The 25,537-nt window shown below is 26.7% G+C and carries 21 protein-coding genes; 3 read left to right on the forward strand and 18 right to left on the reverse strand.

Going from position 1 to position 25,537, the window contains the following annotated elements; genetic code table 11:
- Positions 1-161: 161 nt before the first annotated feature.
- Positions 162-1,016 carry a GRP family sugar transporter gene (locus tag IC218_RS10580; RefSeq protein WP_227433909.1) on the forward strand — a complete coding sequence of 285 codons (855 nt, stop codon included), beginning with the start codon at positions 162-164 and terminating at the stop codon, positions 1,014-1,016.
- A gap of 378 nt (positions 1,017-1,394) precedes the next feature.
- On the opposite strand, the gene IC218_RS10585 is transcribed toward IC218_RS10580, so the two are convergent.
- From IC218_RS10585 to trxA, 15 genes are all read right to left on the reverse strand, one after another.
- Complete coding sequence (locus IC218_RS10585) at positions 1,395-2,345, reverse strand: DUF1848 domain-containing protein (protein WP_227824374.1); 951 nt, start codon at positions 2,343-2,345, stop codon at positions 1,395-1,397.
- Between the two features lie 125 nt (positions 2,346-2,470).
- Positions 2,471-4,045, reverse strand: a complete 1,575-nt coding sequence (locus IC218_RS10590) for a ClC family H(+)/Cl(-) exchange transporter (RefSeq protein WP_227824375.1) — start codon at positions 4,043-4,045, stop codon at positions 2,471-2,473.
- Between the two features lie 416 nt (positions 4,046-4,461).
- Positions 4,462-5,139 carry an epoxyqueuosine reductase gene (locus tag IC218_RS10595; RefSeq protein WP_227824376.1) on the reverse strand — a complete coding sequence of 226 codons (678 nt, stop codon included), beginning with the start codon at positions 5,137-5,139 and terminating at the stop codon, positions 4,462-4,464.
- Between the two features lie 67 nt (positions 5,140-5,206).
- Positions 5,207-5,953, reverse strand: a complete 747-nt coding sequence (locus IC218_RS10600) for a DUF2087 domain-containing protein (protein WP_227824377.1) — start codon at positions 5,951-5,953, stop codon at positions 5,207-5,209.
- Positions 5,954-6,320: 367 nt separating this feature from the next.
- The gene (locus IC218_RS10605) at positions 6,321-6,791 is read right to left on the reverse strand and encodes a PTS glucose transporter subunit IIA (protein ID WP_227433904.1); all 471 of its coding nucleotides are present in this window, start codon (positions 6,789-6,791) and stop codon (positions 6,321-6,323) included.
- A gap of 23 nt (positions 6,792-6,814) precedes the next feature.
- The gene (locus IC218_RS10610; RefSeq protein WP_227481991.1) at positions 6,815-7,414 is read right to left on the reverse strand and encodes a KpsF/GutQ family sugar-phosphate isomerase; all 600 of its coding nucleotides are present in this window, start codon (positions 7,412-7,414) and stop codon (positions 6,815-6,817) included.
- Between the two features lie 19 nt (positions 7,415-7,433).
- The gene (locus tag IC218_RS10615; protein WP_227824378.1) at positions 7,434-8,615 is read right to left on the reverse strand and encodes a MalY/PatB family protein; all 1,182 of its coding nucleotides are present in this window, start codon (positions 8,613-8,615) and stop codon (positions 7,434-7,436) included.
- Entirely contained in the window at positions 8,608-10,185 is a 1,578-nt protein-coding gene (locus IC218_RS10620) for a PTS transporter subunit EIIC (RefSeq protein ID WP_227824379.1), read from the reverse strand. The genes IC218_RS10615 and IC218_RS10620 overlap by 8 nt, the downstream gene beginning before the upstream one ends.
- Before the next feature lie 434 nt (positions 10,186-10,619).
- Positions 10,620-11,456: a PRD domain-containing protein gene (locus tag IC218_RS10625; protein WP_227481988.1), complete on the reverse strand. Its 837-nt coding sequence runs from the start codon at positions 11,454-11,456 to the stop codon at positions 10,620-10,622.
- A gap of 791 nt (positions 11,457-12,247) precedes the next feature.
- The gene (locus IC218_RS10630) at positions 12,248-12,934 is read right to left on the reverse strand and encodes an ATP-binding cassette domain-containing protein (protein ID WP_227824380.1); all 687 of its coding nucleotides are present in this window, start codon (positions 12,932-12,934) and stop codon (positions 12,248-12,250) included.
- Positions 12,935-12,944: 10 nt separating this feature from the next.
- Positions 12,945-14,315, reverse strand: a complete 1,371-nt coding sequence (locus IC218_RS10635) for an FtsX-like permease family protein (protein ID WP_227824381.1) — start codon at positions 14,313-14,315, stop codon at positions 12,945-12,947.
- Between the two features lie 57 nt (positions 14,316-14,372).
- Positions 14,373-15,437 carry a sensor histidine kinase gene (locus tag IC218_RS10640; RefSeq protein ID WP_227433897.1) on the reverse strand — a complete coding sequence of 355 codons (1,065 nt, stop codon included), beginning with the start codon at positions 15,435-15,437 and terminating at the stop codon, positions 14,373-14,375.
- Complete coding sequence (locus IC218_RS10645; protein ID WP_227433896.1) at positions 15,425-16,096, reverse strand: response regulator transcription factor; 672 nt, start codon at positions 16,094-16,096, stop codon at positions 15,425-15,427. The genes IC218_RS10640 and IC218_RS10645 overlap by 13 nt, the downstream gene beginning before the upstream one ends.
- A gap of 771 nt (positions 16,097-16,867) precedes the next feature.
- On the reverse strand, positions 16,868-16,993 hold the full coding sequence (locus tag IC218_RS21900; RefSeq protein WP_255606358.1) for a hypothetical protein: 126 nt from the start codon (positions 16,991-16,993) through the stop codon (positions 16,868-16,870).
- 129 nt (positions 16,994-17,122) lie between these two features.
- The gene (gene trxA, locus IC218_RS10650) at positions 17,123-17,440 is read right to left on the reverse strand and encodes a thioredoxin (RefSeq protein ID WP_227824382.1); all 318 of its coding nucleotides are present in this window, start codon (positions 17,438-17,440) and stop codon (positions 17,123-17,125) included.
- 369 nt (positions 17,441-17,809) lie between these two features.
- Here trxA and IC218_RS10655 point away from each other — a divergent pair, with 369 nt between their 5' ends.
- Both IC218_RS10655 and IC218_RS10660 read left to right on the forward strand, forming a co-directional pair.
- Positions 17,810-18,556, forward strand: a complete 747-nt coding sequence (locus tag IC218_RS10655) for a TrmB family transcriptional regulator (protein WP_227824383.1) — start codon at positions 17,810-17,812, stop codon at positions 18,554-18,556.
- A complete protein-coding gene (locus tag IC218_RS10660; RefSeq protein ID WP_227481982.1) occupies positions 18,549-19,430 on the forward strand; it encodes a PhzF family phenazine biosynthesis protein in 882 nt (293 codons plus the stop codon). Before IC218_RS10655 ends, IC218_RS10660 begins: the two co-directional genes overlap by 8 nt.
- A gap of 204 nt (positions 19,431-19,634) precedes the next feature.
- Here IC218_RS10660 and IC218_RS10665 read toward each other — a convergent pair whose 3' ends face one another.
- The 3 genes from IC218_RS10665 to IC218_RS10675 all read right to left on the reverse strand — a co-directional run bounded on the left by IC218_RS10665 (position 19,635) and on the right by IC218_RS10675 (position 25,534).
- The gene (locus IC218_RS10665) at positions 19,635-20,990 is read right to left on the reverse strand and encodes a peptide MFS transporter (RefSeq protein WP_227824384.1); all 1,356 of its coding nucleotides are present in this window, start codon (positions 20,988-20,990) and stop codon (positions 19,635-19,637) included.
- 2,404 nt (positions 20,991-23,394) lie between these two features.
- Positions 23,395-23,892 (reverse strand): CarD family transcriptional regulator, encoded by a 498-nt coding sequence (locus tag IC218_RS10670; protein ID WP_227433891.1) that lies wholly within the window; start codon positions 23,890-23,892, stop codon positions 23,395-23,397.
- A 232-nt stretch (positions 23,893-24,124) separates the two neighbouring features.
- Positions 24,125-25,534 (reverse strand): VWA-like domain-containing protein, encoded by a 1,410-nt coding sequence (locus IC218_RS10675; RefSeq protein ID WP_227824385.1) that lies wholly within the window; start codon positions 25,532-25,534, stop codon positions 24,125-24,127.
- Between the last annotated feature and the right edge of the window lie 3 nt (positions 25,535-25,537).

The raw sequence follows: 25,537 nt of genomic DNA on the forward strand, positions 1-25,537 counted from the left end.
AAACTTACTCCTTCCCTTTGTTTTTATTTTAATGGAAAATGTTTTTCTACAAAACTACTAATATTTCCTGATTAAATACGGTAATTTTTATGTATTGAATACTTTAATTTTAGATGATAAATTAAAAACTGTCTAAATTTAATATGAAAGGAAATAATTTAATGCTGACAATAATTATTGCATTACTTCCTGTAATAGGGTGGGGATTAATGCCCATAGCTGCAAACCTCAAAAAAAGTTCTCCCTACGAACAACTTTTAGGTACCTCTATAAGTGCGTTTATATTTTCCACTATAATAACTTTGGTTATGCATCCTGAGATTACATTTTTTTCATTTTGTGTGAGTATGATTTCTGGGATATTTTGGAGTTTAGGTCAGTTAATGCAGTTTAAAGCAATTCAAATTGCTAGTGTATCTAAAGTAATGCCAATTTCAAATGGTTCACAATTAACTTTTACAACTTTACTAGCTGTAATCTTATTTAATGAATGGACTAGTTCTAAAATGTTTTTGATTGGCACCTTATCAATCTTATGTATAATAATAGGTATACTTCTCACAAATTATCAAACAAAAAAATCTACTAATAGCAATATGTTGAAATGTATTGGAGTTACATTATTATCATCCTTGTTTTTAGCATTATATGTTGTAGCCAATCAAATATTTTCAATTGAAGGATATAGAATTATATTGCCTCAATCTGTTGGGATGTTAATAACTGCATCAATTATTGTTAAGTATTTTTCTAGAGAGACTTTACATAAGGAAAATGTTTTATTTAATCTAATTACTGGAGTATTGTGGTCAATAGCAAATTTAGGTATGTTTATTACAACCAATACTTTGGGAGTTACGATAAGTTTTTCTATTTCTCAGAGTTGTGTTATAGTAGCTACTTTAGGAGGAATTATCTTCTTTAAAGAAAAGAAAAATAAAAGAGAGTGGCTTGCTATTTTTCTTGGAATAATATTAATCATGTTTGGTGTTTTTATGTTAAGCACAATAAAATAGATATTTATTTATATAAATTAAAATGAAAAATTGATTATCCTCTAAAATACTGTGTTTATCACTGATTTAGCTATAATTAAGAGTCTATATTGCCACTAATTTATCACTTATGAATGAATCTTAATAAGACCATAAATAGTAATAAATATTAAAAGAGAGAAGCTAAACAGTACAATTACTGAATTGCTTCTCTCTAGAGCATTGTCATAACCCCATACATTTTATAGTAATTATTATCTTATAGAAAACATCTATTTATACTTGTTCTATTATTACAATTTTATATTTTTTTAACACATTAAAATAGTGTTTATTTTACATTTACTTTTTTATATATTTTTTCAACATATTAAAGTAGTAACCATTTTATATTTACTTTTAATCAAATATACTAATCTGATTATTATTGTTTTTATCTACTTTAATAGTCTTCATATTTCTAACAGTTATTTTTTCATCTTCTCTTATAGCACCTACAAGTACTCTATTTTCTTCATTATATAGTCTACAATTTTCTTCTACTCGTGTATAATTAAAATTAGCATAACAATATAAACAATAATGTCTACAAGTATTGTACTGCCCTATATCAATACTCTTAACACATCCACAAATATCCCTTTGTGTATCATCCTTTTTGACTTTCACTTCACTACCTATAATCTTTGATATTAACTTATCATCAATACATTTACTTTTTCCAATGCCAAACTTACTTAAATTATATTCATCACAACATATTTCAAGTGTTATATTATACTTATTAGATATTCTAAAAAGTTCCTTCGACAATATTTCTATTTCTTTAATTTGTATAGGTTTTATATGTAATGACTTTGTATTAACTTTTGTTTTCTTGTATAAATCTATAAAACTTATTATACATTTTTCTGTAAATCCATTAAGTTGACTGCATAATCTCTCAAATGCTTTTATATGATAATCTAAGTTATACTTTTCATTTAGAAAAATTGGGTCATATCTCAAAATTACTCTTTCTTTTCCTATGCTTCTAGACAATTCTTTAAATGACTCTATTATCTTCTTTTTATCTAAAATTCGTGTTTCTACATCTTTACCATATGGAGTTATAGTATAGTGAAAATAATATTTGTAGTCTTTTAATTTGTTCAAATCACATATCATTGGAGTTGCATCTTTTGTCCAAAATATAAAGCAATCAACAGTATGTGGATTTAACTCTATCTTACTGACTTGTTTTGGATTCATCGGATTAACAACATACACAAAACCCTCTTTAAGTCTGTTAAAAAACCACTTACTATAAAAAGCAGGTATATCAGTTCTTCTACTTACACTTACTATCATAATTTAACCTCCATCTAAAAGTATAGCTGATATCACTCTTAGAATTGTCCAGACCACATTCTACACACACATTATTTACTAGTTTTCATTCACACAGAAAACATCTTTTTTATAGCTTATTATCCCTAGACAATATATGATGTATTTTCTTTGCAAAGTTTTTCCATTTTATCATACACAACACTACTGTCTCTCTCATCTGTCATGGTAACAATTATATCACTTGCCTTAAGAATTGTTTTTCCTTTTGGAATAATTTCTTCTCCTCCTCTTTGAATGGCTACCAAAAGACAATTTTCTGGCCATTGAATATCCTGAATTGCTTTGTTAGCAACAGGAGAACCAAACATAATGGAAAACTGATCTAGTATTTTCTCTCCCCTCTCTCTATGAACAGGTTCTCCATTTTTCTCAAGTAATCTCTCCAGAAGACTTTCATAAATCGGCTTAGATTTCAGAAGTGTAGCCACAATATACGCCACAATTGAAATAACGGATAGGGAAAGCATCTGGCTGACAGAACCTGTCATTTCAAAAATCAATATAATTCCAGTCAAAGGCGCACGTACAATGGCAGTAAAATACCCTGCCATAGCCAGAAGTATAAAATTATTGACATAGTCTAAGTTCATTCCAAAAAACTGTACACCTACCATTCCGAACATTCCCCCAATAAAGGCTCCTAAAACAAGTAGCGGGAAGAAGATTCCTCCTGGCGCACCAGACCCAAAACTAACAGCCGAAAATACAAAACGGATGACAAAAATCAAAACTACCATTCCCAACAAATATTCATGGCTTGTTAGTGCTTCCACCAGATTATGCCCACTTCCAAGCACCTCAGGCATCAAAAGACCCAAAATACCAGCCATAAAAAATGGAATCAATATTTTTCCAAATATACCTATTTGGGGAATCTTTTTATATAAAGACTGAACAAATAAGGTAAACCAATTATAAAATGCCCCCATAACGCCAAGCACAACACCTAAAATCAGTATCAACCAATAATAACTCTGTGGTAACACATTTCCAATATCAAACTGGAACACTGATTCCATTCCTAGAAAATTAGCTGATATATAGTCCGCTGTTAGAGATGCTGTCATCACAGAAATCAAAACAGACACTGAAAAGTTTTTATGTATTTCTTCCAGTGAAAACATGACGCCTGCCAGTGGTGCATGAAAGGCTGCTGATAATCCTGCACTTGCCCCACAAGTAAGCAAGAACTTTTCCTCTGTCTTTCCTCTATCAAGAGCTCTGGAAATACCCTTTCCTGCCATAGCACCAAGCTGTATAGAAGGTCCTTCTCTTCCCAAGGCAAGACCACCCATAAGCGATAAGAATCCTCCAACAAATTTGGCTGGCAACACACGCCACCATACTTGCTTGATTTTCCCTGTCATCTCTCCTTCTAGCTGAGGAATACCACTACCTGAAATCATTGGCTCCCAATTTACTAGCCTTGATACAATCCACGCAAGCAGTGCAAGCACTGCAAACCAAACTGCTGTTTTCACAGTTGAACCTTTTGCAAAATTTAATATTTGGTTAAGCCAGATACCAGCCTGCCCCAAAAGTATCCTATATAAAAGTACAATCAAACCAGCTATAGCGCCTACAAGAAGCCCTTCTCCAATCAAAATGACCTGAAATCGCTCGGCCCGCTTAATTACATGAGATGTATCTTTTTTCATAATCTTTCTCCTCCACTCCATAATTCGGTGTAATATGAATAAATATATTTTTTAGTTCATTTCACACAAAATCATATGTTACTTTTCTTCTATGTTTGATACACATAACCAACTTATAATGTAATGTAAATACTGAATAATTATTGTTATCCAACTTAATTTCATCGTATTTACCACTGAATCAATAATACAATACATTTTTAGAAAAATAAAGAAGGACATATTATTTTATTTTTACTTTATTCTTGACTTTGATAAAAAACATGATAATATTAATCCTAATTCAGACTATCATTAACATCAGTCTAAATTATTATATTTAATAATATTAAAAAGGGTGCAATTATCAAGCACCCTATAAGCTTATTTTTTTAAGAAAGCTAAAATACAATAAAAATATCTATCTTATATCTAGATTATAGTTTTTGATTTGCATATTTCAATGACCATTGGCAATTTACCATACATTTTAAAACACAAAAACATTTAGAAATATCGATTATAGACTCTCTTCCCCCTTGAAAAGTCCAAGCATTTCCATGTATAGCTTTTGCAGGGCATTTTTCTACACAAACACTGCAATCACCACATTTTGAAGCAATCAAAGGATGCTTTTCAACAGAAATTGGTGCATCCGTAAGTACTGTACACATGCTAAAAGCACATCCAAATTCCTCAGTGATAAATAAATTATTTTTCCCCATGAATCCAATACCACTAATATTTGCTATTGTCTTATGTGGTAAAGGGCTAATACCTGATTGCATCTTAGGGTCAATATATCCTCTTTCAATGTATCTGTGTTCTATATTATTTTTTTCTGATTGAGCATAAGCACTATAACCTTTTTTTTGAAGATATTCAGAAATCCAATCAGCTAGTTTTTCCACCTTTTCCTCTTTTTCCAAAAACTCATCTCTGTCTGTAGGTAAATTATTATATATATCTTTAATAAACTTCTTTGATAATCCTATACAAAATAAAATCGCCTTAGAAAAGCCTAGTGTTTGATTTATTGGAAATTCAGATATATCAACAAAACGAATAATGTCTACACCTTCATTGTACAAAATAGATTTCAACTCATCATTCATTTTTAACTCCTTTCACATCTAATCAAGCAAGAAATAGCTTTATATACTGATAGGTTTTGGCTTTTTATTATGTTAACCAATACTTTGTACATTCTTTATTTCTACTCATAAAACCATATTCAATTAAATATCTTCTAATCGTTGCAAAATCATAATATATAGACTCTAAAATTTGATTAACTTCTTTTTCTGAATATTGCTTTCCTTGCTCAAATTGTTCTAAAATTTTAGACAAAATAACAACTTTTTTCTTTTCTTTTGATGAAAAAGCTTTTAATTTTAGAGGATTCATACTTTCAAATGATATTTCTAAAATGTGTTTTCTTTCTTCTTCAGTTACTACGTATCTCTCATCCACCATTTTGGCATGTTCGTGGATTGGTATTATAATACTATCTCTATTAGATTTATCTTCAAATACAGATTCATATAAAGCCAAGTATAGCTTAGCTTGTTTTGCTTTTTCTCTAAACATAAATTTTTGATGACGTATTGTAGAAGTAGATACACCAAGCTCTTTTGCAATTTCTTTATCTGATAAATCACTAATAAATAATTTAAATAATTGTTTTTGATTATCTGTTAATGTATTGTACTTTGAATCATTATTGACCAATTGTTCCAAATAGTTACCATGTTTTAATTCTGTATGCAATTCAATAGCTCTTGATGCTTCAAAAAATCTATCACCAACTCTGTATATTTCTCCTACTTCATACGTTTTTCCACAAATAATGCAACTATAACAATTTAAATCTGCATTGAATACATAACCTTTTTTGATATCTTTAATAGAAAGATTTTCAATCTTCATATTATTCACCTCCAGCATATGGTTTATTATTTCAATAAACATATATTACTAAAGTTTATTATAATTGTCAACATTTCTATTTTAAGTTTATGAAGTTCATATATTATACAACGTTTAAATTATAATGTATCTCAAAACAATATATTTAAATCTCTATTTGAACAATTATTATTTATAATTAGCTATTCTTATATACAAAGAGAAGAGTATAAAACTAATTACATAAAAAAGTGTAAAACTAATTACAAAAAATAAAAGGAACCACTCAATTTAAAATCAAGTAAGTCCCTTTTTATCTAACATATTTATATTAAATTTACATTGTACAACATAAGTTTATAGACAGTAATCTTTTATTTTATACTTTTTATTTAAACTCAATTACAGTATCTTTTCCACCCTCTACATTATTACCTACATTATATGTATTCATATTGTACTCCGAATGATTAGTTATTGTAACTGGAGTAATAAGTGAGATACCATTTGATTCAATTAATGAACGGTCAATTTTTAACATTGGTGTCCCCTCTTTTACTTGGTCTCCTACACTTACTAATGCTTCAAATCCTTCACCTTTTAAGTTTACAGTATCTAAACCAACATGAATAAGAAGTTCCATTCCATTTTCTAATTCTATAACAAGTGCATGTTTAGTTTCTGCTAAAACTGCCACCTTACCATTAGATGGAGCATAAACAATATCACCTGTAGAATCTATAGCTACACCTTCGCCCATAAGTTTTTGAGAAAATACAGCATCTGGTATTTTAGATAACTCTATTACCTTTCCTGATATTGGTGATTTTATTGATTTTTTCTTAAACATTTTAAACATAAAATATACTCTCCTTTTTACTTTTAACCATTATTAGCTGCCTTTAGTTTTTCACCTAAACTTCCTCCTGGATGATATTTATAAAAATCAGCTGAGTCAAAATTACTGTTTTTAGATAATGCACATGCAATAGAATCTCCTAAAACCAAAGTAATCGTAGATGATGTTGTTGGTGCTAAATTTAAGTGGTCAGCTTCACCCTTTGCAGGATATATTAAAGCATAATCGCACTCCTTTGCCAATACTGAATTTCTATTTGAGGTAAAAGCAATTGTTTTAGAACCTATTGCCTTAACATATTTTATACAATTTACAACTTCCATAGAATTACCACTATTTGAGATTAAAATTGTAATATCTCGACTTTCAATCATTCCTAAATCTCCATGTACTGCCTCTGTTGCATGTACAAAAAAACTTGGTGTACCAGTACTTGCAAATGTAGCTGCCAATTTTTTACCTATATGTGCAGATTTACCTACACCCATAAAAATCACTTTACCTTTACAATTTGCAATTTCATTAACTATATTTTCATATTCAATACCTGCTTCATCTATTAAACACTTTATAGCATTCATTTCAGTAGTCATAACATCAACCATTGTTTTTAAATAGTTCATAATCATCTCCCCTTCTATATTAAATATTTTTTGCAATATAATCTATAGTTTTTTTAATTCTATTTAAACCATCTTCAAGTTTTTCTCTTGAACATGCCACATTTAACCTCAAATAAAACTCACTTTCTTCTCCATATACCTTGCCTCCCATAATAGCAACTTCACCAATATCTATTAATAGATTTTGGAATTTTTCACTACTTATTTTAAGCTCCGAGAAATCAATCCAAGCAAAGTAACAACCTTCTGGCATAACCAATTTTAATGGCCTTAAATTATCTTCTATATAGTTAATTGTATATTGAAGATTCTCTTTAATGTATTTCAGTAACTCATCTAGCCAATATTCACAGTCATTATAACAAGTCATTGTTCCCAAAATAGCTAGTATAGCTGGTGAATTTACAAAATCACGATATCTAGTTATATTTTCAAACTTAGTTCTTATCTCTTCATTAGGTATAATTACATATGACCCAGTCAATGCTGGTATATTAAAAGACTTAGATGCTGATGTACAAATAAATATAGACTCCAAATAATTGTCTGCCACATTTAAAACAGGTGTCATTTTACTATCATATACAATATCCATATGTATATCATCTGATATTATTTTTACATTATTTTCCTTACAAATCCTTACCATCTTAATAAGCTCTAATTCACTCCACACCCTACCTGTTGGGTTATGAGGATTGCATAAAATAAATATCTTAGAATCTTTACATTTTTTCTCAAAATCATCAAAATCAATAGAGTAAAATCCATTCTTATTTGTAAGAGGAGATTTTATAATATTGCGATTGTTATTTCCTATTACTTCATAAAAAGCATTGTATGCAGGAGTGTTTAGTAATACTCCATCTCCTTCATCACTAAAAATTTCAATGAGTTTACTAATTGAATACATTACACTTGGACTGTAATATATCCAATTGCTATCAATACTGCAATTAAATCTCTTAGAGTACCAATTTCTGATAGAATCTTTAAAATCATCGTGCTTCCATCTGCTATATCCTAATACTCTATGATTTAATCTTTCTTTCAATACTTCTGTTATCTCATTTGGAAATTCCAAATCCATATCTGATATTGTAAAAGGAAGTAATCCTTTTTTTCCAAATCTATCTTCTACATAATCCCATTGGGTACAATATGTACCCAATCGGTTTACTTTTTTATCAAAGTTAATCATTACATTCCTCCAAATGACCTTCCATCGCCTTATCCATTTGCTTTCTTAAAGAATACACTTGAGTACCTATAATTACTTGAATTGTGTGTTCATCTAATTTAACAACTGCTATACCACCAGCTTCTTTAATTGCATCTTCATTTATTAGTGATACATCTTGTAATTTTAAACGTAATCTAGTTACACAATTATCTAATGATAGTATGTTAGATTTCCCTCCTAGCGCTGCTATCATTTGCTGACCTTTGTATGTAGATAGATTTTTAAAATCTGAACCATTTCCTTCAGAAACTTTTATTTCTTTATCTTCACGTCCTGGAGTTTTTATATTAAATTTAATAATTGCCCATTTAAATACAAAGTAATATATTGCAAAGTATAAAGCTGCTACTAATACTGCTATTGGCCATCCTGTAGCTGTTCCTCTCAAGACTCCAAAACTTATAAAGGCTATTAAATCTCCTGTGAATCCCATCAATACACCTAAGTATGGAAGTACCATGTTTGCTAAACCATTCATAAATGTATGGAAAGCAAATAATGCTGGTGAGATAAATAAGAATAAAAACTCTATTGGTTCACTTATTCCACCTATAATAACTGTCAACACTCCTGATATTAAAAGTCCTTTAAGTGCTTTTCTATTTTCTGGTTTTGCTGTACGATATATAGCTAATGCAGCTCCAGCTAAACCATATTGAATCATTAATTTACCTTGCTCCATTTTACCAGCTAAATCAAGAGGTATAATCTGATTATTCTCCACATATGCCATAAACATATTCAATGTTCCAAAGTATGTTTCTCCATCAATAACAGCAGTTCCACCTATTGGTGTAAAACGGAATACAGATGTTACAAGGTGGTTTAATCCAAATGGTATTGTAACCCTTTCAGCTACTGCATATGAGAAATATCCTAATGGTCCTGCTGAAGAAATCCATCTTCCTAAACTTTGGAACGCATTGAAAAATGGTGGCCAAACAATAGGTATTAATAATCCCACAATACTCATAACTATTAAACTAACAATTGGAACTAATCTTGGTCCACTATAGAATCCTAGTGATTCTGGTATTTTCAAATTACTAACTTTATCATACATTGCATAAACAATTAAACCTGCTATAATACCACCTAAAACACTTGTGTTATATGTTTGTATACCCATAATCATGGCTTGACCATTAGTTGACATCTGGTCTGCTGCTACTAATAAATCAGCTCTTGTTAAATAAAAATTTGTACCTATATGCATTGCTATAAATCCTACTAAACCTGAAAATGCACCAAACTCTTTTTCTTTTTTTAATAATCCTAATGGAATTGCCATTGCAAATAATGCTCCCAAGTTATTAAATGCAAATAATCCTATTGTTAACATGAAATTTAAAATCATATTAACATATTCATTTCCTAGAAATGGAACCATTGCAATCATCTTAGGATCTGTAAAACCAGCCCCAAGACCTAGCATCATACCAGAAACACTAAGTAATGCTATTGGGAACATAAACGTTTTTCCTAACATTTGGAAGAAATTCCATAGACCTAACTTATTTTTTTTCATATTTTCACCCTCCTATTTTTATATAAAAAACATAATCTAATTTATAGAAAAACCTAAATCAAAAAACTTAATCCAATAACTAAGTTCAATGATTTAGGTTTTGCCTGCTCAACCAGTTACAACCCTAAAAGTCACTGTTTGTATTTAATAAAAAAGCCTAAATCAAAAAACTTAATCTAATAACTAAGTTCAATGATTTAGGTTTTGCCTGCTCAATCAGTTACAATCCTAAAAGCCATTGTGTTTATTTAATAAAAAAACCTAAATCAAAAAACTTAATCTAATAATTAAGTTCAATGATTTAGGTTTTGCCTGCTTAACCAGTTACAATCCTAAAAGTCACTGTCTGTATTCAATAAAAAAGCCTAAATCAAAAAACTTAACTAAAATTAAGTTCAATGACTTAGGTTTTGCCTGCTTTATCAGTTACAATCCTAACAACCACTGTTTGTTATTTTATTTATATGAATCATTAGATATAATTCTTCTTCTTTACTAATTTTATATTCAAATCTGTCTAATACCAATGCTGCAATTTCTTCAGTACATACTTTAGGTTTATTATAGTTTTTATTTACTAGTTTATACATATCTTCAACATCACTATCTTTGTAAGTTTCTTTTCTTAAAATTCTTTGAACGAAAAACTTTAAGTGAGTTATAAGCCTAGAGTAATTCAGTGAGTTTACATCTAATTTAAATCCATGTACTTCTTCTATTATCTGAACAACTTGTTTTGAAAACTCTAGTATATTAATACCTTCATCTTTTTGAGAATTTTCTAATCCATTGATTATATGAATAGCAATATACCCTGCTTCATCTTCAGGCAACTTTATACCTATCTTTTTTTCAATTTCATCAATTGCCCATAATCCAAATTCAAATTCTTCTCTATAAAGTTGTTTTGTTTCATTAAGTATCAGGTTTGGTAATTTTATACCCTGTTTTTCTCTTTGGACAGCGAATTCTATGTGACTAGTTAAAGCCAATATTATTGAATCATTTACTTGAGTATTTAAAACTTCATTAGCTTTTTCTATAATTTCTTCTGAAATTTTAAAATATTCAATTGAGGTTTTATTAAGTATTTGATTGTATTTGTCTTTTTGATTATCTTGAACAAAATATTTCTTAGAAATCAAACTTTCATCTATCAAATCTCCTACTTTTTTCTTGAATCCAACTCCAGCACCAGTTACAATTATTTCTGTGCCATCTTCTAGGGAGCTTACTACTACATTGTTATTAAATACTTTTTTTATATTCACTATAAATCCCCTCTGAAAAAAATGTTTCATCACACTTACATAGTATATTATATTTAATTTAATGTCAATATTTAAAATTTTACTTTCGCATATATTTTGCATTTTCCCCTATAATACTACAATTGCAAAATATTTTAATTGTGCACTATATAATTGTCGGTTTTTGTATTTTTTTATTTAAATATATTTAAATATTTATTATATATATTCAATTCTTTAAAGTTATTCAAGATTTTTTATTACACCATATATTTTCCAGTATTTTCAAGTATCTAAATGTGCATTTATTCAGTATTTATTGAAATTCAGATTATATTGTATTATAAGTTTTTTTAAATAGATATACCTAAAAATCAGATTAATATAAAATATTCTTTATATGAAATTTTTATAAAATATTTTTTAAATTGTATTTTTATTTTATATTTATGAATAGGTTTCGTATTTTTTCCTAAATTGCTGTAAATACATTAATATTTTAATACCTTATATAATATTTTCCAATTATTTATAATACATTTTTTCATTAATTTTCTTTAATTATAACTTTATCACTTCTAATAATATCTAAGCAATTATAACATTTAACATTTTATGTAAAATTTATAAAAAAATGTATATAATCTAAAATAAGTGACTATACTAAAAATATGATACGGATAACCAATAAGTTCAACCTATCTCCCCCAAAATAGAATGAGCTACAGTTCCCCTCAACTGTAGCTCATTTTCGTGTAATTTAAATATTTTTCATATAATTTCAATCTAAACTGAAACAACTTCTTTAAAGTTTAATCCATATTCTTTTCTTTACTTTTTATAAACATTAATTTTCCATTATTTATTCCCCATATCTCATCCGCAAATAAAGCAACTTCCTCTGAACTTGTTGCTATTATCACACATTTATTATCTTTATGTGCCAAATTGTAAAACACATTTATTAGACTTTCTTCACTTTTATCATCCGTGCTTTCTATAATATCATCACATACTATTAAGTCAGGATTATTAGATAATGACTTAGCAATACACACTTTTTGTTTATCATAATAAGATAAGTTTTCTACTCTATCCAGTACTTTTTCTCTATCAATTCCTACCTTTTGTAGAATTTTACATGCTATTTCCCTCTTATTCTTTTTCTTATTTTCACTAATTCTCATTGGTAAAAACATATTCTCCAAAATAGTTTCATTATTTAATAAGTTATAATCTTTAAATATGACTCCTACATCTTTATTTCTATACATATCCTTATTTATATCTCTTAAATCCTTACCCTTGTAAATAATACTTCCATCAGTATAATCATCAAGACCTGATATTATAGATAACAAAGTACTCTTTCCTGCCCGAGGCTTTCCTATAGCAACATACATTTTTCCAGTTTCAAATTTGGCACTTACATCTTTTAATACATATTTATTACTTCCCTCATACTTGTAATTAACATCTATCAGTTCTAGTATTACCAATCTACATCACCTAATTTCTATCATAAATTATCTGTATTGGTTTATATACAATTGTACTATATATGGCCACTATGTTAGTTAATAATATCAATATTATCGCTACAATAATTATCTTAAATATCAGATTTGGAATCAATTTATCTCTTAAACTTTTTATTTCTTGTTTGATATCATCACTATTTATATCTATATTTTTATATTCTCTATTATTCAGTAAATCAACATTATGTATTACATTATATTGATTTTGATATTCAAAAACATAATTTGATAGTTTTGAAGCTGATATACTTACAATTCCTCCTCCAAGTATAAGGCATACTAAAGTTATCATAATACTTTCACATATGAAACTCTGAACTATCTTAAATTTAGGCATTCCAGTTAATATTAACACACTAATGTAATACTTTATTTTTTTTATTGATATTATAGAATTTATCATCAATAATATCGAACCTAATATTAATATTCCAAGCGTAACTGTAAAAGCTATATTAGACAAATGTTGCATTGGAGTTATTAATTTACTGTACGCAAACTCATCTATAGTAACTTTATAAATGTCACTTAGACCTTTATCTCTTACCTCTTTCTCAAAATCTTTTCTACTATTAGAGTCTATCAATAAAAATCTAGCATTTGTATAAATTATTGAATTTTCTGATTCAATCTTCTTTTCAAATTCTACTAAAGTATTATACGTAGTTAATATATTATCATATATACTTTCATCTTGAGCTATTTCTATATCGTTAACATTCTTATTATCTTTTTTCTTATATGTTCCTACTATTTTTAAATTCAGTTTTGTATTAGTACTATAATCACTTAATAGAGATATCGTGTCTCCAATTTTCAACTTATTAATATCAATAAATTCTTCGCTTACCATACATTCATTATCTTTTTGAAATAATCGCCCTTTTACCTTTTCCAGATTATAGTGCTTAAGACTTTCATTCTTTTCTGTATATCCCATAATCCCGCAATTTTCAGCCCTCATATCATCATATAAGATTTGTCTGTCATCATTAGAATTATATTTTTTATTATCAAAGTGTGCTGTGATATTTCCAATAAAAGATACTTTTTTTACATATTTTGACTTTGCAAAATTTAAATAATCATTTACACTCAAGTTACTATATTTTATTAGAGATTCTCCTGAATCACTTTGAACAATCTTTTTAGCATCAAGCTTAATTTGAACTTCTGATTCAAATTTTTTCTCATAATTCGCCTTTATCACATTAACGTTTGAATTTATTATTGAGGAAATTAATATTGCTAAGACCATCAATAATATAACAACTGTACTAAATGAATTACACAATTTATTTCTAAGTAAGTTTTTGATTGCATTATTTAAAATATACACTTCACATCTCCTCTTACCAATTCAATAGTGTCTTAGAGTTATTATATCTATCTTAATTTATTCTTTATATTCTTTAAATACTAAATAAAAAATTGACCCTTTACCTTCTTCACTTTCTACCCATATAAATCCATTACATAAGTTACATACATGTTTTACTAAACTAAGACCTATACCATATCCATCTTTATTTAATTCATTTATTCTATATCTATCGTAAAATATTTTTTTCATACTCTGTTTGCTCATTCCAATGCCATTATCTCTTACTGATACAATAACACTACCTTTTTGATTTTTCACATTTACACATATATCTTTACCTTCACCATATTTTATTGCATTGTCTAAAAGATTGGATACACCTCTATAAATCCACTTTTCTTTCCCATAGATACTCATATTTTCATCTTCATCAAAATCAAAACTTAAATTAGCATATACTTTAGAATAGTGGTCACATACTTGTGCACATATTAAAGCTATGTCAACTTCATACATATCTTCATTATTTTTTGTATCACTTATTGCAAGTACATCTTCTACATTATTTGCAACTTTATTGAGAGTATTCAATAGTTCTTCATTTCCGCTTAATTCTAAGCTTGTTCTAAGTATTGCTATGGCATTTTTTTGTTCATGAGATAAATATGAATTTAATCTTTTATAATCTTCAATATGAGAATCAAATTTATCTTTTAAATCTTTATATACTTTAGACATAATAGGGTCTATACTCAACACTTCGTCTTCATCTTCTATATTATTTATATTATTTAATATCTCCATTCTTTCTTTAAACTCTAGTCTATTCAATATTGATAAAAGGATAAAGTTAGAGGTTACTGTAAAGGCAAAAAATAACATTATAATTATATTAAAGTTACTATTAAGTACAGTATTATAATCAAAACTTAATCTTTTATCTAAAGTCTTATCTTCCATAGTGTTATAAGTATTATCTATATTCGTTCCATAATATGAATTTGAATCATTAGCTATTAATTCTTTACTTGTATTAGATATATTTATAATATATTTCAAACCTACTGTAAAAATTATAAAGACTATAACAGAATATAAAATTAAAACTATAGTTTTTTTATCTTTTAATCCTTGCATATAGAATATCCTATCCCTCTAGTAGTTATTATTATCTCTTTTCCTGCAACTTCTCTTAATTTCTTTTTTAATCTAGCTATATGCACCCTTAATACAGATGATAATGGGTCAAAGTATTCATCATAAACATGTTCTGATATATCTATACTTGATACAATATCTGGATATCTACTTGCAATATATTCTGCTATATCAAATTCTTTAGTTCCTAAGTTTACTTCTTTGTTATACACATACACTTTTCTAGATGATGGACTTATTGTAAGAGGACCTGCCTCTATATTTGAATTTGTCCTACCATAAAATCTTCTTATAACTGCTTGTATCCTAGCTCTCAATTCTATAATTTGAAATGGCTTTACTATATAATCATCAGCTCCCAAATCAAGACCTTTTGCCAATTCATTTACTCCATCTCTTGCTGTTACAATTATTATAGGAGTATTTAGATTATTACTTCTAAAAAATTCTAATATCTCTATTCCATCTCTATCTGGTAAATTTAAATCTAATAATATAGCATCATAGTCATTTATAAATGCTTTCTCTTCTCCATCTAATCCGCAATTTGCTATATCTACTACTAATCCTTCATTTTCCAGCCCTATCTTCATATTATAAGAAAGCTCTTTATTATCTTCTATTATTAATACTCTCATATAATCATCTCCTAAATAAAATATCAACTTAATCATTATATATAATTAATGTTTATTGAATGTTAATTATATTATAATTATTTAATTCTTATATAAAATCTAACCTTATTATTATTCAAATATTCATACTTGTCAAATTTATGCTTAATTACTATTCTATTTAATATCCCTACCAATATAACTATTAACTTGTCCATCATATTTAATAATTCCAAAATAGAGATTAATAAGAATTAATTAACAAAATTCTTTACAAGAACATAACCTATATTAAACAAGCTCATAACTAAAACTTGAGTTTATTAAATTTAAAAATACGAAAGAGAATTATTTATATGCTATTAAAAATTTGGCTTTTAAATAAAATTTTTTTATTCCTTTTTAGTAATAGATAAGTAATAGCTAAAAAGACAATTTTATTGCACAATTAAAAAGGGTATGTCTTACAATATTCTTAAATTATAAATGAGATACCCTTTTTATTTACATATAGACTATTCAACACTTTACAAAAAAAGTGGACTCATCTGATAAAGTCCACTTTTTTCCGTAGTCAAATCTTTATTTTGAAATAATTTCTTTTGGTGTTAGGAGTGTATTAAATAAATAATACCTGTAATTTCTATTTTATTAACTTTAAATACTTCTTTCAATATTGTATAAAACAACAATAAATACTTATAATAATTTCAAATATATGTAAAAATTTATTAACTATATTATAAATATAAACTTATAGTTATAACCACTAGTACTACTATTTACTTTTACTTAATAAGTATCAACAAGTACAGATTTTTTTATTTTCTGTTTATCTAAATGTGAAATTGCACTAGATACAGCAGTTTGACCTTGTCCTGCTGGTCCGCTTCCTATTATTGCAATGTCGTATCTCATAATCTCACCTATTTTCTAGTAACCTTTCTTTTTTCTTTTATATAAATATAATATCAATAGCCAATATCACTGACAATTAGGCACTTATTTGTAACTACATAAATAAATCTTATAAATAATCGAAATTAGTTATATATATGATTCAATTTTATTTTTCAAATTATCTTTAGGTATAAACCCTATTAATCTATCTATAGGTTTACCATCTTTAAATATTATTACAGTTGGTACTGTAGAAATTTCAAACTTTTGGGCTAATTCCATACTTTGGTCTATATCTACTTTTAAGAAATTTGCTTTTTCAGACATTTCGTTTCCTAAAGCCTCGTATACTGGTGATAACATTTTACAAGGTCCACACCATGTAGCAAAGAAATCCACCACTACTAATCCATCTTTGTTATTTACTTCATTTATAAATTCATTGTTATTTATTATTTTTGCCATAATATATATCTCCTTTATTATTTTATTGTTTTCTTGATATTAATATACTACGACTTATATACTAGTTCAATTAGTCACTTTTTTGTAACCATCTATTTTTAACACTCTTAAGATTATCATCATAATCAAACATTAATTAAACTTATTTATGAAAATTCAATAGTTACTTATGTAGTAATTATAGAAATCTGTAAACTTTATATATATGTTAACTAAATTTGAGCTTCATTTCAAAAATACACTAAAAAACTTTTCTAATTTATAACTTAATTTTTTGCTTTGTATGATTGACAATTATATATATAGATTATAAAATAATATTAGTACCTACTAAGGTAGTTATTATACTTTTGTTAAAGGAGTTTATATATGGATACTATAGTTAACGAACTACAAAACATAGGATTTACCAAATATGAATCACAAATCTACATATCATTACTAAAGGAAAACCCTCTAACTGGTTATGAAATAAGTAAATTATCAGGTGTACCACAATCAAAAGTCTACGAAAATATAACAAAATTACTTAACAATAATATAATTATCAATATTGAAACTGACCCTATAAAATATGTACCTATAAACCCTAATGAATTACTAAAAAGTAAAAAAGAAGAATTCAATAATTCTATGGACAAACTAGAAAACAACTTACAGGTATTAAATAAAGGAAAAAGTATAGAATATGTTTTAAACATAAAAAGTTCTAAAAATATATTAAAAAAAGCAATCGAAATGATAAATAACGCCAAACAAGAAATTATAATTTCTTGTTCTCATGAAGAAATTCTTGACCTAAAAGATGAGCTTTTAACTGCTTCTAAAAAAAATGTTAATGTTGAAATACTACTTTTGGAAGATAAAAAGATAGAAGGTCTAAGCAATATTCATATCCATGGAGGTAATGAAACTACACTTAAAAACAAAAAACTTTATAAAGGTATTCTTTTAATTGTAGATGATTCTGAAATATTAACAGGAAATTTATCTGAAGGTAATGAAGCTATTTCAATTTGGACAAAAAATTCTAATATTTTATATATTGGAAATCAATACATAAAACATGAAATTTATATTTCACAAAAAATAAAATGGGGTCTTAAAGATGAATAAAGTTAAAATCAAACAAGTTGATGCATTTACAACAATACCTTTTGGAGGAAATCCTGCTGGTGTAGTCACAGATGCGTCCAATATTTCTGATGAAATCAAACAGAATATAGCAAAGGAAATGAATTTATCAGAAACTGCATTTGTTTCAGAATCTGATGTAGCAGATTTCAAGGTTCAATTTTTCACACCTGGCTTAGAAGTTGACTTGTGTGGTCATGCTACAATAGGAACATTCCATGCTCTTTTAGAAGAAAGAAAACTTAATACTAATAAGAATATCTTTTATCAAGAGACAAAAGCTGGTGTACTATCTGTAGAACTTAAGAAAATAGATAATGAAAACATATTTATGATGGAACAAAATCCTCCTAAATTCGAAAATCTAAATAGCTATAAAAAAGAGATTGCACAAATGATAGGTGTAAAAGAAGATAGACTTCTTGAATATCCAATTATGAAAGTAAATACAGGAATTTGGTGGCTTGTTTTTGGATTAAAGTCTCTAGATGATTTAGAAAATATTTCTCCAGACTTAAATAAAATAAAAGAATTTAGTGCTGATAATAATCTAATTGGAATAACTCCATTTTGTATAGAAACTATAGATAAAAATTGTGACTATCATTTAAGATCTATAGCTCCATATGTTGGAGTCACAGAAGACCCTGTATGTGGAACTGGCAATGCTTGTGTATCATCTTATATAGTACAACACAATATTTTAGATAAAACTGACTTTATTGGTGAAGAAGGAAACTTTATAAATAGACCTGGAAAGGTATATGTAAATATATCTAAAGAAAACAATGATATCACTTCTGTAAAAATTGGAGGAAGTGCCTATACTATTTTAAGTGGAGAAATTGTGTATTAATTCTTTATCTGATTTAACAATAAATAAAAATACTAGTCTTAATTGACTAGTATTTTTATTTATATATTTTATTTAATAAACTTATTTCACCATATATCGTGTTAAAAAGTAATACTTTATGATTATTACCAATTAGCTTTATATCAATCTAATACAATATAACCATACTAAATTAATCTCGTTAGTATAATAGTTGTTTATTGATTAGTTATCTTCCTCAACAAGTTTACTTAATGTCTTGTCAAATAAGAATAATAATATAGCTGCAACAAATAGTATCACTGGAATTATAGTATATACTTTAATCATATCAAATTTAAGAGTAAATGCATATATATATCCATATCCTTGACCAGCTATAAAAGTAGCAACTGTCCAAACTCCCATAAGAACACCTAGAAGTTTTTTAGGAGCATACTTACTTACGAAAGAGTTCCCAAGTGGTGAGAATAACATTTCTCCAAAACTTAGAAGTATACCAAACATAATTATCCATATTATACTAGCTTTAGCAGTTTCAGGAGCTCCAACACCTCTTGTAACTTCTGCTCCAACAAGCATTAAGAATGCAAGACCTAAGAATATTAATCCAAGACCTGTCTTTTTAAATAAACTTATATCACCTTGTGGTCTACTAGCAAGTTTAAACCATAATGCTCCAAGAACTGGACCTAGTACAATACATACAAGTGCATTTAATGAGTCAAACCAAGCAAGAGGAACTTCAAACCCTCCAATAGTCATGTTTACAAAGGCTGCACCATAATCATAAACTGCAAGATAAGTTAGATACCAGAATACCCAGAAAATTACAGAGAAGAATGAGATAAGTATAATAGCCCAAATTCTCTTCTTATCTCTACTTGTAAGAGGAGTCTTGTCTTTTTCTTCAATCTTTTCAGCTACTACCCCTTCTTTAAATGGTCTCTTTCCTGCATTTCCAAGGAATCTCCATCCATATGTGAACCATATTGCACCAATTACACAAAGAACAGCTGCTATGAAGAAACATTGAGAGAAACCAAGTACTCCATTTTTTGCAAATGTCTTAAGATAAAGTATACCAACTGCTGTTGTTCCAATAAAAGAACCTATATTAACAAAAGAATATTGTACTGAGAATGCTGTATCAAGTTCTTCTTGATTATCAAAAAGTTGTCCATTTACTGCTGATACATTTCCTTTAAAGAATGCAGTACCAATTGAAACTAGAATTATCATTGCATTTACCATAGAAACTGTAGTTGCAATAGAACCAAGATAGTATCCTACCCCCATGATAAGCATACCTATAGGTATAGTATATCTAGCTCCTATCCATCTATCTGATATAAATCCCCCAATTATTGGTGCAAAATATGTGAATGCAACAAGATTAGCTTGCATTATAGCTGCTTGTCCTTTATCTATTCCAAGCCCACCATGAATTACAGCTGTTGTAAGGAATATATAAATTAAAAACTTTGAAGAATAATATGCTGCTCTTTCAAACGAGAAAGTTGTTGAGCATATATAAAATCCCATAGGGAATTTACCCTTTTTATTTACTGTTGTGCTCATAAGTTTAAATCCTTTCTTAATTGTATTTTTATATTTTCTACGTTTTATCCAGACTCTTTCTTTCAATGAAAGATATGGTGATATTGTTTTGTAAAACAATTCGTAATAATTATTAAGATAATTGCGTTTTTATTTGTAGAATCTAGATGTTTTCATGGAATAAAGATTAACATCTTTATTGTCAATAAATTCAAAATAATATAGCTATAAATTTAAATTATATAAATGCATTATTTTCAGGTATATTTATAACCTGTTATCTTTATAAATTGACACCACAAAAAACCAAACTATAAATTATTAGTTCATTAATTATTATTTAGCTTAAATACAATATTGCCATAACACAATGGATAATTTTATATCTAACTTCTAAATTCATCACTCTAGTAATTTTTTCTAATTTAACTACTACTAATTAAATGTGAAACTCTTTACTATATGCAATTCTTATTTTTTTACTTGATAGTATTTTACAAACTAAATTCCTCCTTTTGTGGCAAACGGTGTAATCACCTTACTATTGCCTTTTTAAAGGAGTTTTGAATAAAGCAACATGTATTTATACAAATAAATACTGTCTTTATTTTTTTGAAAAATTTCTAAATACTTCATTCAATTACTTGTCAACTTAAATAAATAAACTACTATCTCTTCACAGATTAAATTTATTTCTTATTAAACATACACATTAATTCTGTGAACCTAAATATAAAAACTGTTGTTTTAAAGTGATTACCTAGATATTCGCTTTGACATTATTAATTGAGGTGATACTATTATAATTTATTAACCATAAAATACCTCAATTTGAAAACTTTTTCACGAATATTTATTTTTCACCTCCCTTTATTTATTTCACCATGTAAATCGTACCATAAACACATACTTATATGCAACAAAAAAATAAGAAAAAAATCGAATAATCGACAGTAAATAATTAGAATAAATCAAATTATACTTGTCAAGTATATTATATAATTTTTTTGTTTGGAAATATAAGTTAAACTAAGCCTCAAAATAGTTTTTTAGATATGAAATTTTGTTGTTCTATGTATTCATATTATTTATTAGATAGGTTTTTGATATGCAACTTATATTATTTAGACTATACTTCACCAAATAACATTTATTATTTAAGAAATATTATCAATGATAAAATTAAAAAAAAGGATATTCTAATCAATTTTAATTAACTATTTTTAACTTTTAAATGATTGTTATTTTTTTGATTAATTTAATAAATTTCATTAATTTTTAGAATAGTAGAGATACTTCACCTTTAAGATATAACTTTATTTCTTAAACTTATAAATTCTAAATTTACACCTAATCATAATTATTCTAAATACACAATCAATGAAATTGTTAAATAAATACAATAAAAGTAGTAAATACTTTTTTAATAAATTTAAATTCTTTAAAATCCATTATTTTTTATCTGTTAACTTAATATCTACTTAATTAAAATAAAAAAGTTTGATTAAAAACAAACTATAGTAATTATTATATATTACTATTTTAGAAATACTCTAAATTTTGTATATCTATAATTTTTCAAGTTACACTATAAATATACAGCAAATATATCAATTCAAATTATAAAGATATATTTAGTCTTATTTTGTCGATTATATTTATAATGTACTCTTCTAAGCTAGAAGCATTTATCTAATCTATGTTTTCATTTATAAAAAATAATTATTTCTTAAATAAATAGCTAAATTGTAGTATTTATAATAAATATAGCTTATGTTTATATTAGTATAATTCCAAATAATTTAATGTTAATATTTAAAAACATCTTCGTAATATACTTAATTCTAGCAATAATATAAAAATAATAATCTGGATAAATTTAAGTTAAAGTTTGTTTATATGAAGCTAAAAATAAGATTTTTTACATAGAAATTAAAACTATGTGTAACTTAAATGAGCCTATTTTACTTTAATAAAATATAAATTTTTACGATGTAGGTAAAATTAAATAAGGTGACTTCTATTTAATATAGTAGTCACCTTATCAATTAACACTAGAATATATTTTATATTGTCATATATTTTAAATGATAATACTCTTATAATATTATTAATTTTACTTCAGATTTTCAACATGCTTATTAAACTTACCATTCAATCATCCCCTTGATTAAAAAGTATTTTCAATAATAATTTAATTTTTTAAGAATTGTATATTATAAACATCATTTTAACAATTCCTATAATATTATATATTCAATTTTTAGTAAAACAATGCGAATAAATAATATTCTGAAATAATTAAAAATAGCAATAAAATATTCATAAATACTTATTGTAAAATTATATTTAAATATTATTTTCTTTTTCTTTATAGTTTTAACTATGCTATACTTTTTAAGTAGGAGATAATATAAAAAATACTTTATTGCGGTATATGACTTGATATATATGAAGTAACTTCATCAGGAGAAATATTCAAAACAGTTGCAAACTCTTCGTTTAATAATCTTTCTGCTTCTTTCATCATATTATCGTCTGCTTGATGTGATTTTTTACCAAGAGATTTTATATGTTCTTTATTACAGTATATACTTCTTATTAATTTAAGTAACTCTTCACACTTACCACTTCTAAGCATCACTTTAAATTGCTCACTTCTCATTTTTTCATTATCTATCCATGATGTATCCATATTAGGTATATCATTTATTAGCGAAGCCACAGTAACTTCAGAAAGTATCTTTCTCATTGGAACTTTCTTATTATCAACAGGTATTTTTATTATTGTATTATTAGAATAAAGGGGACTTAATACATAATATTCTTTTTGTACACCATTTGTAATTTTTTCGTTTGTTATGTCCAAAACTTTACAAACACCTGTCATTCCGTACATTATATAATCATCAATCTTAAACACAAAACCTCACCATCCTTAACAAAAAATAGTTTTGACAACTGAATTTACATCATCAAAACTATCTACTATATACTAATTGTACCATATTTTGAGAGTTTAAGCTAAGTAAAACTTTTATTGTTTAAATAATAAAAAATACATTGACTATTAATCAATGTATTTTTCATTAATTTGGATAGTAAGTAAACCATAACAATCGAACAAATCATAACAATCATACCCATTATAATATTTATAAAATTGGTGCTTGACTATTCATTGAGTATCCATCATTTCTAATATCGTTTATCTCTAATATATCATCTTTTGTTTCAACTTTACTAAGTTTTTTAACTGCTCCATAATGCTCTCTCAGTGAAAGTTTATCTCCATTTCCAGAAATAACCCATAAAACTTTATAACCTCTAGGTATTACTTGTAGCTTATTTTCACCTTTACCATCAGTAAAGTAAACTAATAAGTTAATCTTTTTATTATTAGCATATTCGAAAACTGGAGTAAATTTTGTGCCTCCACCTATTTTAACTCTATCTTTTATATCTTTTATATTTTTTGCTTTATATACACGTCTAATTTCACTGTCACACTCTATAATAGTAATTTCATGATTATAATTTTTAACTATATTAAGAACTTCTTTAATTGCTTGTTTAAATTCTTCATCACTAATACTTCCACTTATATCAATAGCAACGGCTATTTCTGCTTTATGACTTCTAAGTTCTCCTCTTAAATCTAATCGATTAGGCTGTCTTCTATTTCTCCTTGTTATAGTCTTCTTTTTATTGTTTTCAACAGTTCCCATTAACCTACTAAGATATAAATTCCATGGTAATTCGCCTTTACTATTTTTAAGAGCTGCTATCATGTTTTCTAAGTGTGTTGGAATTTTACCTTTTTGAGAACTATCAATAAATTTCTCTGTAAATTCTCTAAGAGTTCTTTCATCTATATCATCGGATTCTTCCCATATATCATGAGTTTTTTCTGGTCTATAATCAGTTTCTATAGTTCCATACTTGTCGCTATCATCTTCTTCACCATCTTCATCTTCTTCTAACAAATCTAATTCAGTTTGAATCTTTTCTACATAATACTCAAAAGGTTCATATGGCTCTAGCTTTAGAGAGTATTTTAGATTTACCCATTCTAAAGTAGTAGCATATGGTGGTAAATTATTCAAATATTTATTTACTACTATATCCATTGCCATATTAATGGCTAATGTACTATACTTTCCTTTTAATTCTTTTGCTCTTACCAAATGCATAGATACTATATGATAAATTTCATGCTTTATTGTACTTTCCATCTGTTCTATATTGAGAGTTAAAAAAATTATTGGATTAAAGTATATGACGTATTTAGCTCCTTTAAAATTCACACCTGTAGGACTACTTATATCAAATCTTATCTCCCTTGACATCTGAAACAAAAAATAGCCATAAAAATTATCTTTTTCTTCCATAAGGCTTAAGCTAACTTTATCTACAAGACTAAAAAATTCATCTTTAAAATCTTTTGGTATATCTACCTCAAATTTCTCATTAGCACGATTTGCCTTTAACATAGAGTGAGTATTTATAATTTCACTAGCTTTAATATAGAGTTCTTTTGCCTGCTTATCAAAATAATTTTCCATATA

The sequence above is a fragment of the Clostridioides sp. ES-S-0005-03 genome (genome assembly GCF_020658455.1).
Classification (GTDB): Bacteria; Bacillota; Clostridia; order Peptostreptococcales; family Peptostreptococcaceae; genus Clostridioides.

What these genes read in the sequence shown, in the direction of transcription:
- IC218_RS10580 (WP_227433909.1), top strand. Translation starts at nt 162, where the DNA reads ATGCTGACAATAATTATTGCATTACTTCCTGTAATAGGGTGGGGATTA.
- IC218_RS10615 (WP_227824378.1), bottom strand. Translation starts at nt 8,615, where the DNA reads ATGATTAACTTTGATAAAAAAGTAAACCGATTGGGTACATATTGTACC.
- IC218_RS10640 (WP_227433897.1), bottom strand. Translation starts at nt 15,437, where the DNA reads ATGCAAGGATTAAAAGATAAAAAAACTATAGTTTTAATTTTATATTCT.
- IC218_RS10610 (WP_227481991.1), bottom strand. Translation starts at nt 7,414, where the DNA reads ATGAACTATTTAAAAACAATGGTTGATGTTATGACTACTGAAATGAAT.
- IC218_RS10645 (WP_227433896.1), bottom strand. Translation starts at nt 16,096, where the DNA reads ATGAGAGTATTAATAATAGAAGATAATAAAGAGCTTTCTTATAATATG.
- IC218_RS10660 (WP_227481982.1), top strand. Translation starts at nt 18,549, where the DNA reads ATGAATAAAGTTAAAATCAAACAAGTTGATGCATTTACAACAATACCT.
- trxA (WP_227824382.1), bottom strand. Translation starts at nt 17,440, where the DNA reads ATGGCAAAAATAATAAATAACAATGAATTTATAAATGAAGTAAATAAC.
- IC218_RS10605 (WP_227433904.1), bottom strand. Translation starts at nt 6,791, where the DNA reads ATGTTTAAAATGTTTAAGAAAAAATCAATAAAATCACCAATATCAGGA.
- IC218_RS10600 (WP_227824377.1), bottom strand. Translation starts at nt 5,953, where the DNA reads ATGAAGATTGAAAATCTTTCTATTAAAGATATCAAAAAAGGTTATGTA.
- IC218_RS10665 (WP_227824384.1), bottom strand. Translation starts at nt 20,990, where the DNA reads ATGAGCACAACAGTAAATAAAAAGGGTAAATTCCCTATGGGATTTTAT.
- IC218_RS10590 (WP_227824375.1), bottom strand. Translation starts at nt 4,045, where the DNA reads ATGAAAAAAGATACATCTCATGTAATTAAGCGGGCCGAGCGATTTCAG.
- IC218_RS10675 (WP_227824385.1), bottom strand. Translation starts at nt 25,534, where the DNA reads ATGGAAAATTATTTTGATAAGCAGGCAAAAGAACTCTATATTAAAGCT.
- IC218_RS10585 (WP_227824374.1), bottom strand. Translation starts at nt 2,345, where the DNA reads ATGATAGTAAGTGTAAGTAGAAGAACTGATATACCTGCTTTTTATAGT.
- IC218_RS10655 (WP_227824383.1), top strand. Translation starts at nt 17,810, where the DNA reads ATGGATACTATAGTTAACGAACTACAAAACATAGGATTTACCAAATAT.
- IC218_RS10595 (WP_227824376.1), bottom strand. Translation starts at nt 5,139, where the DNA reads ATGAATGATGAGTTGAAATCTATTTTGTACAATGAAGGTGTAGACATT.
- IC218_RS10620 (WP_227824379.1), bottom strand. Translation starts at nt 10,185, where the DNA reads ATGAAAAAAAATAAGTTAGGTCTATGGAATTTCTTCCAAATGTTAGGA.
- IC218_RS21900 (WP_255606358.1), bottom strand. Translation starts at nt 16,993, where the DNA reads ATGAGATACGACATTGCAATAATAGGAAGCGGACCAGCAGGACAAGGT.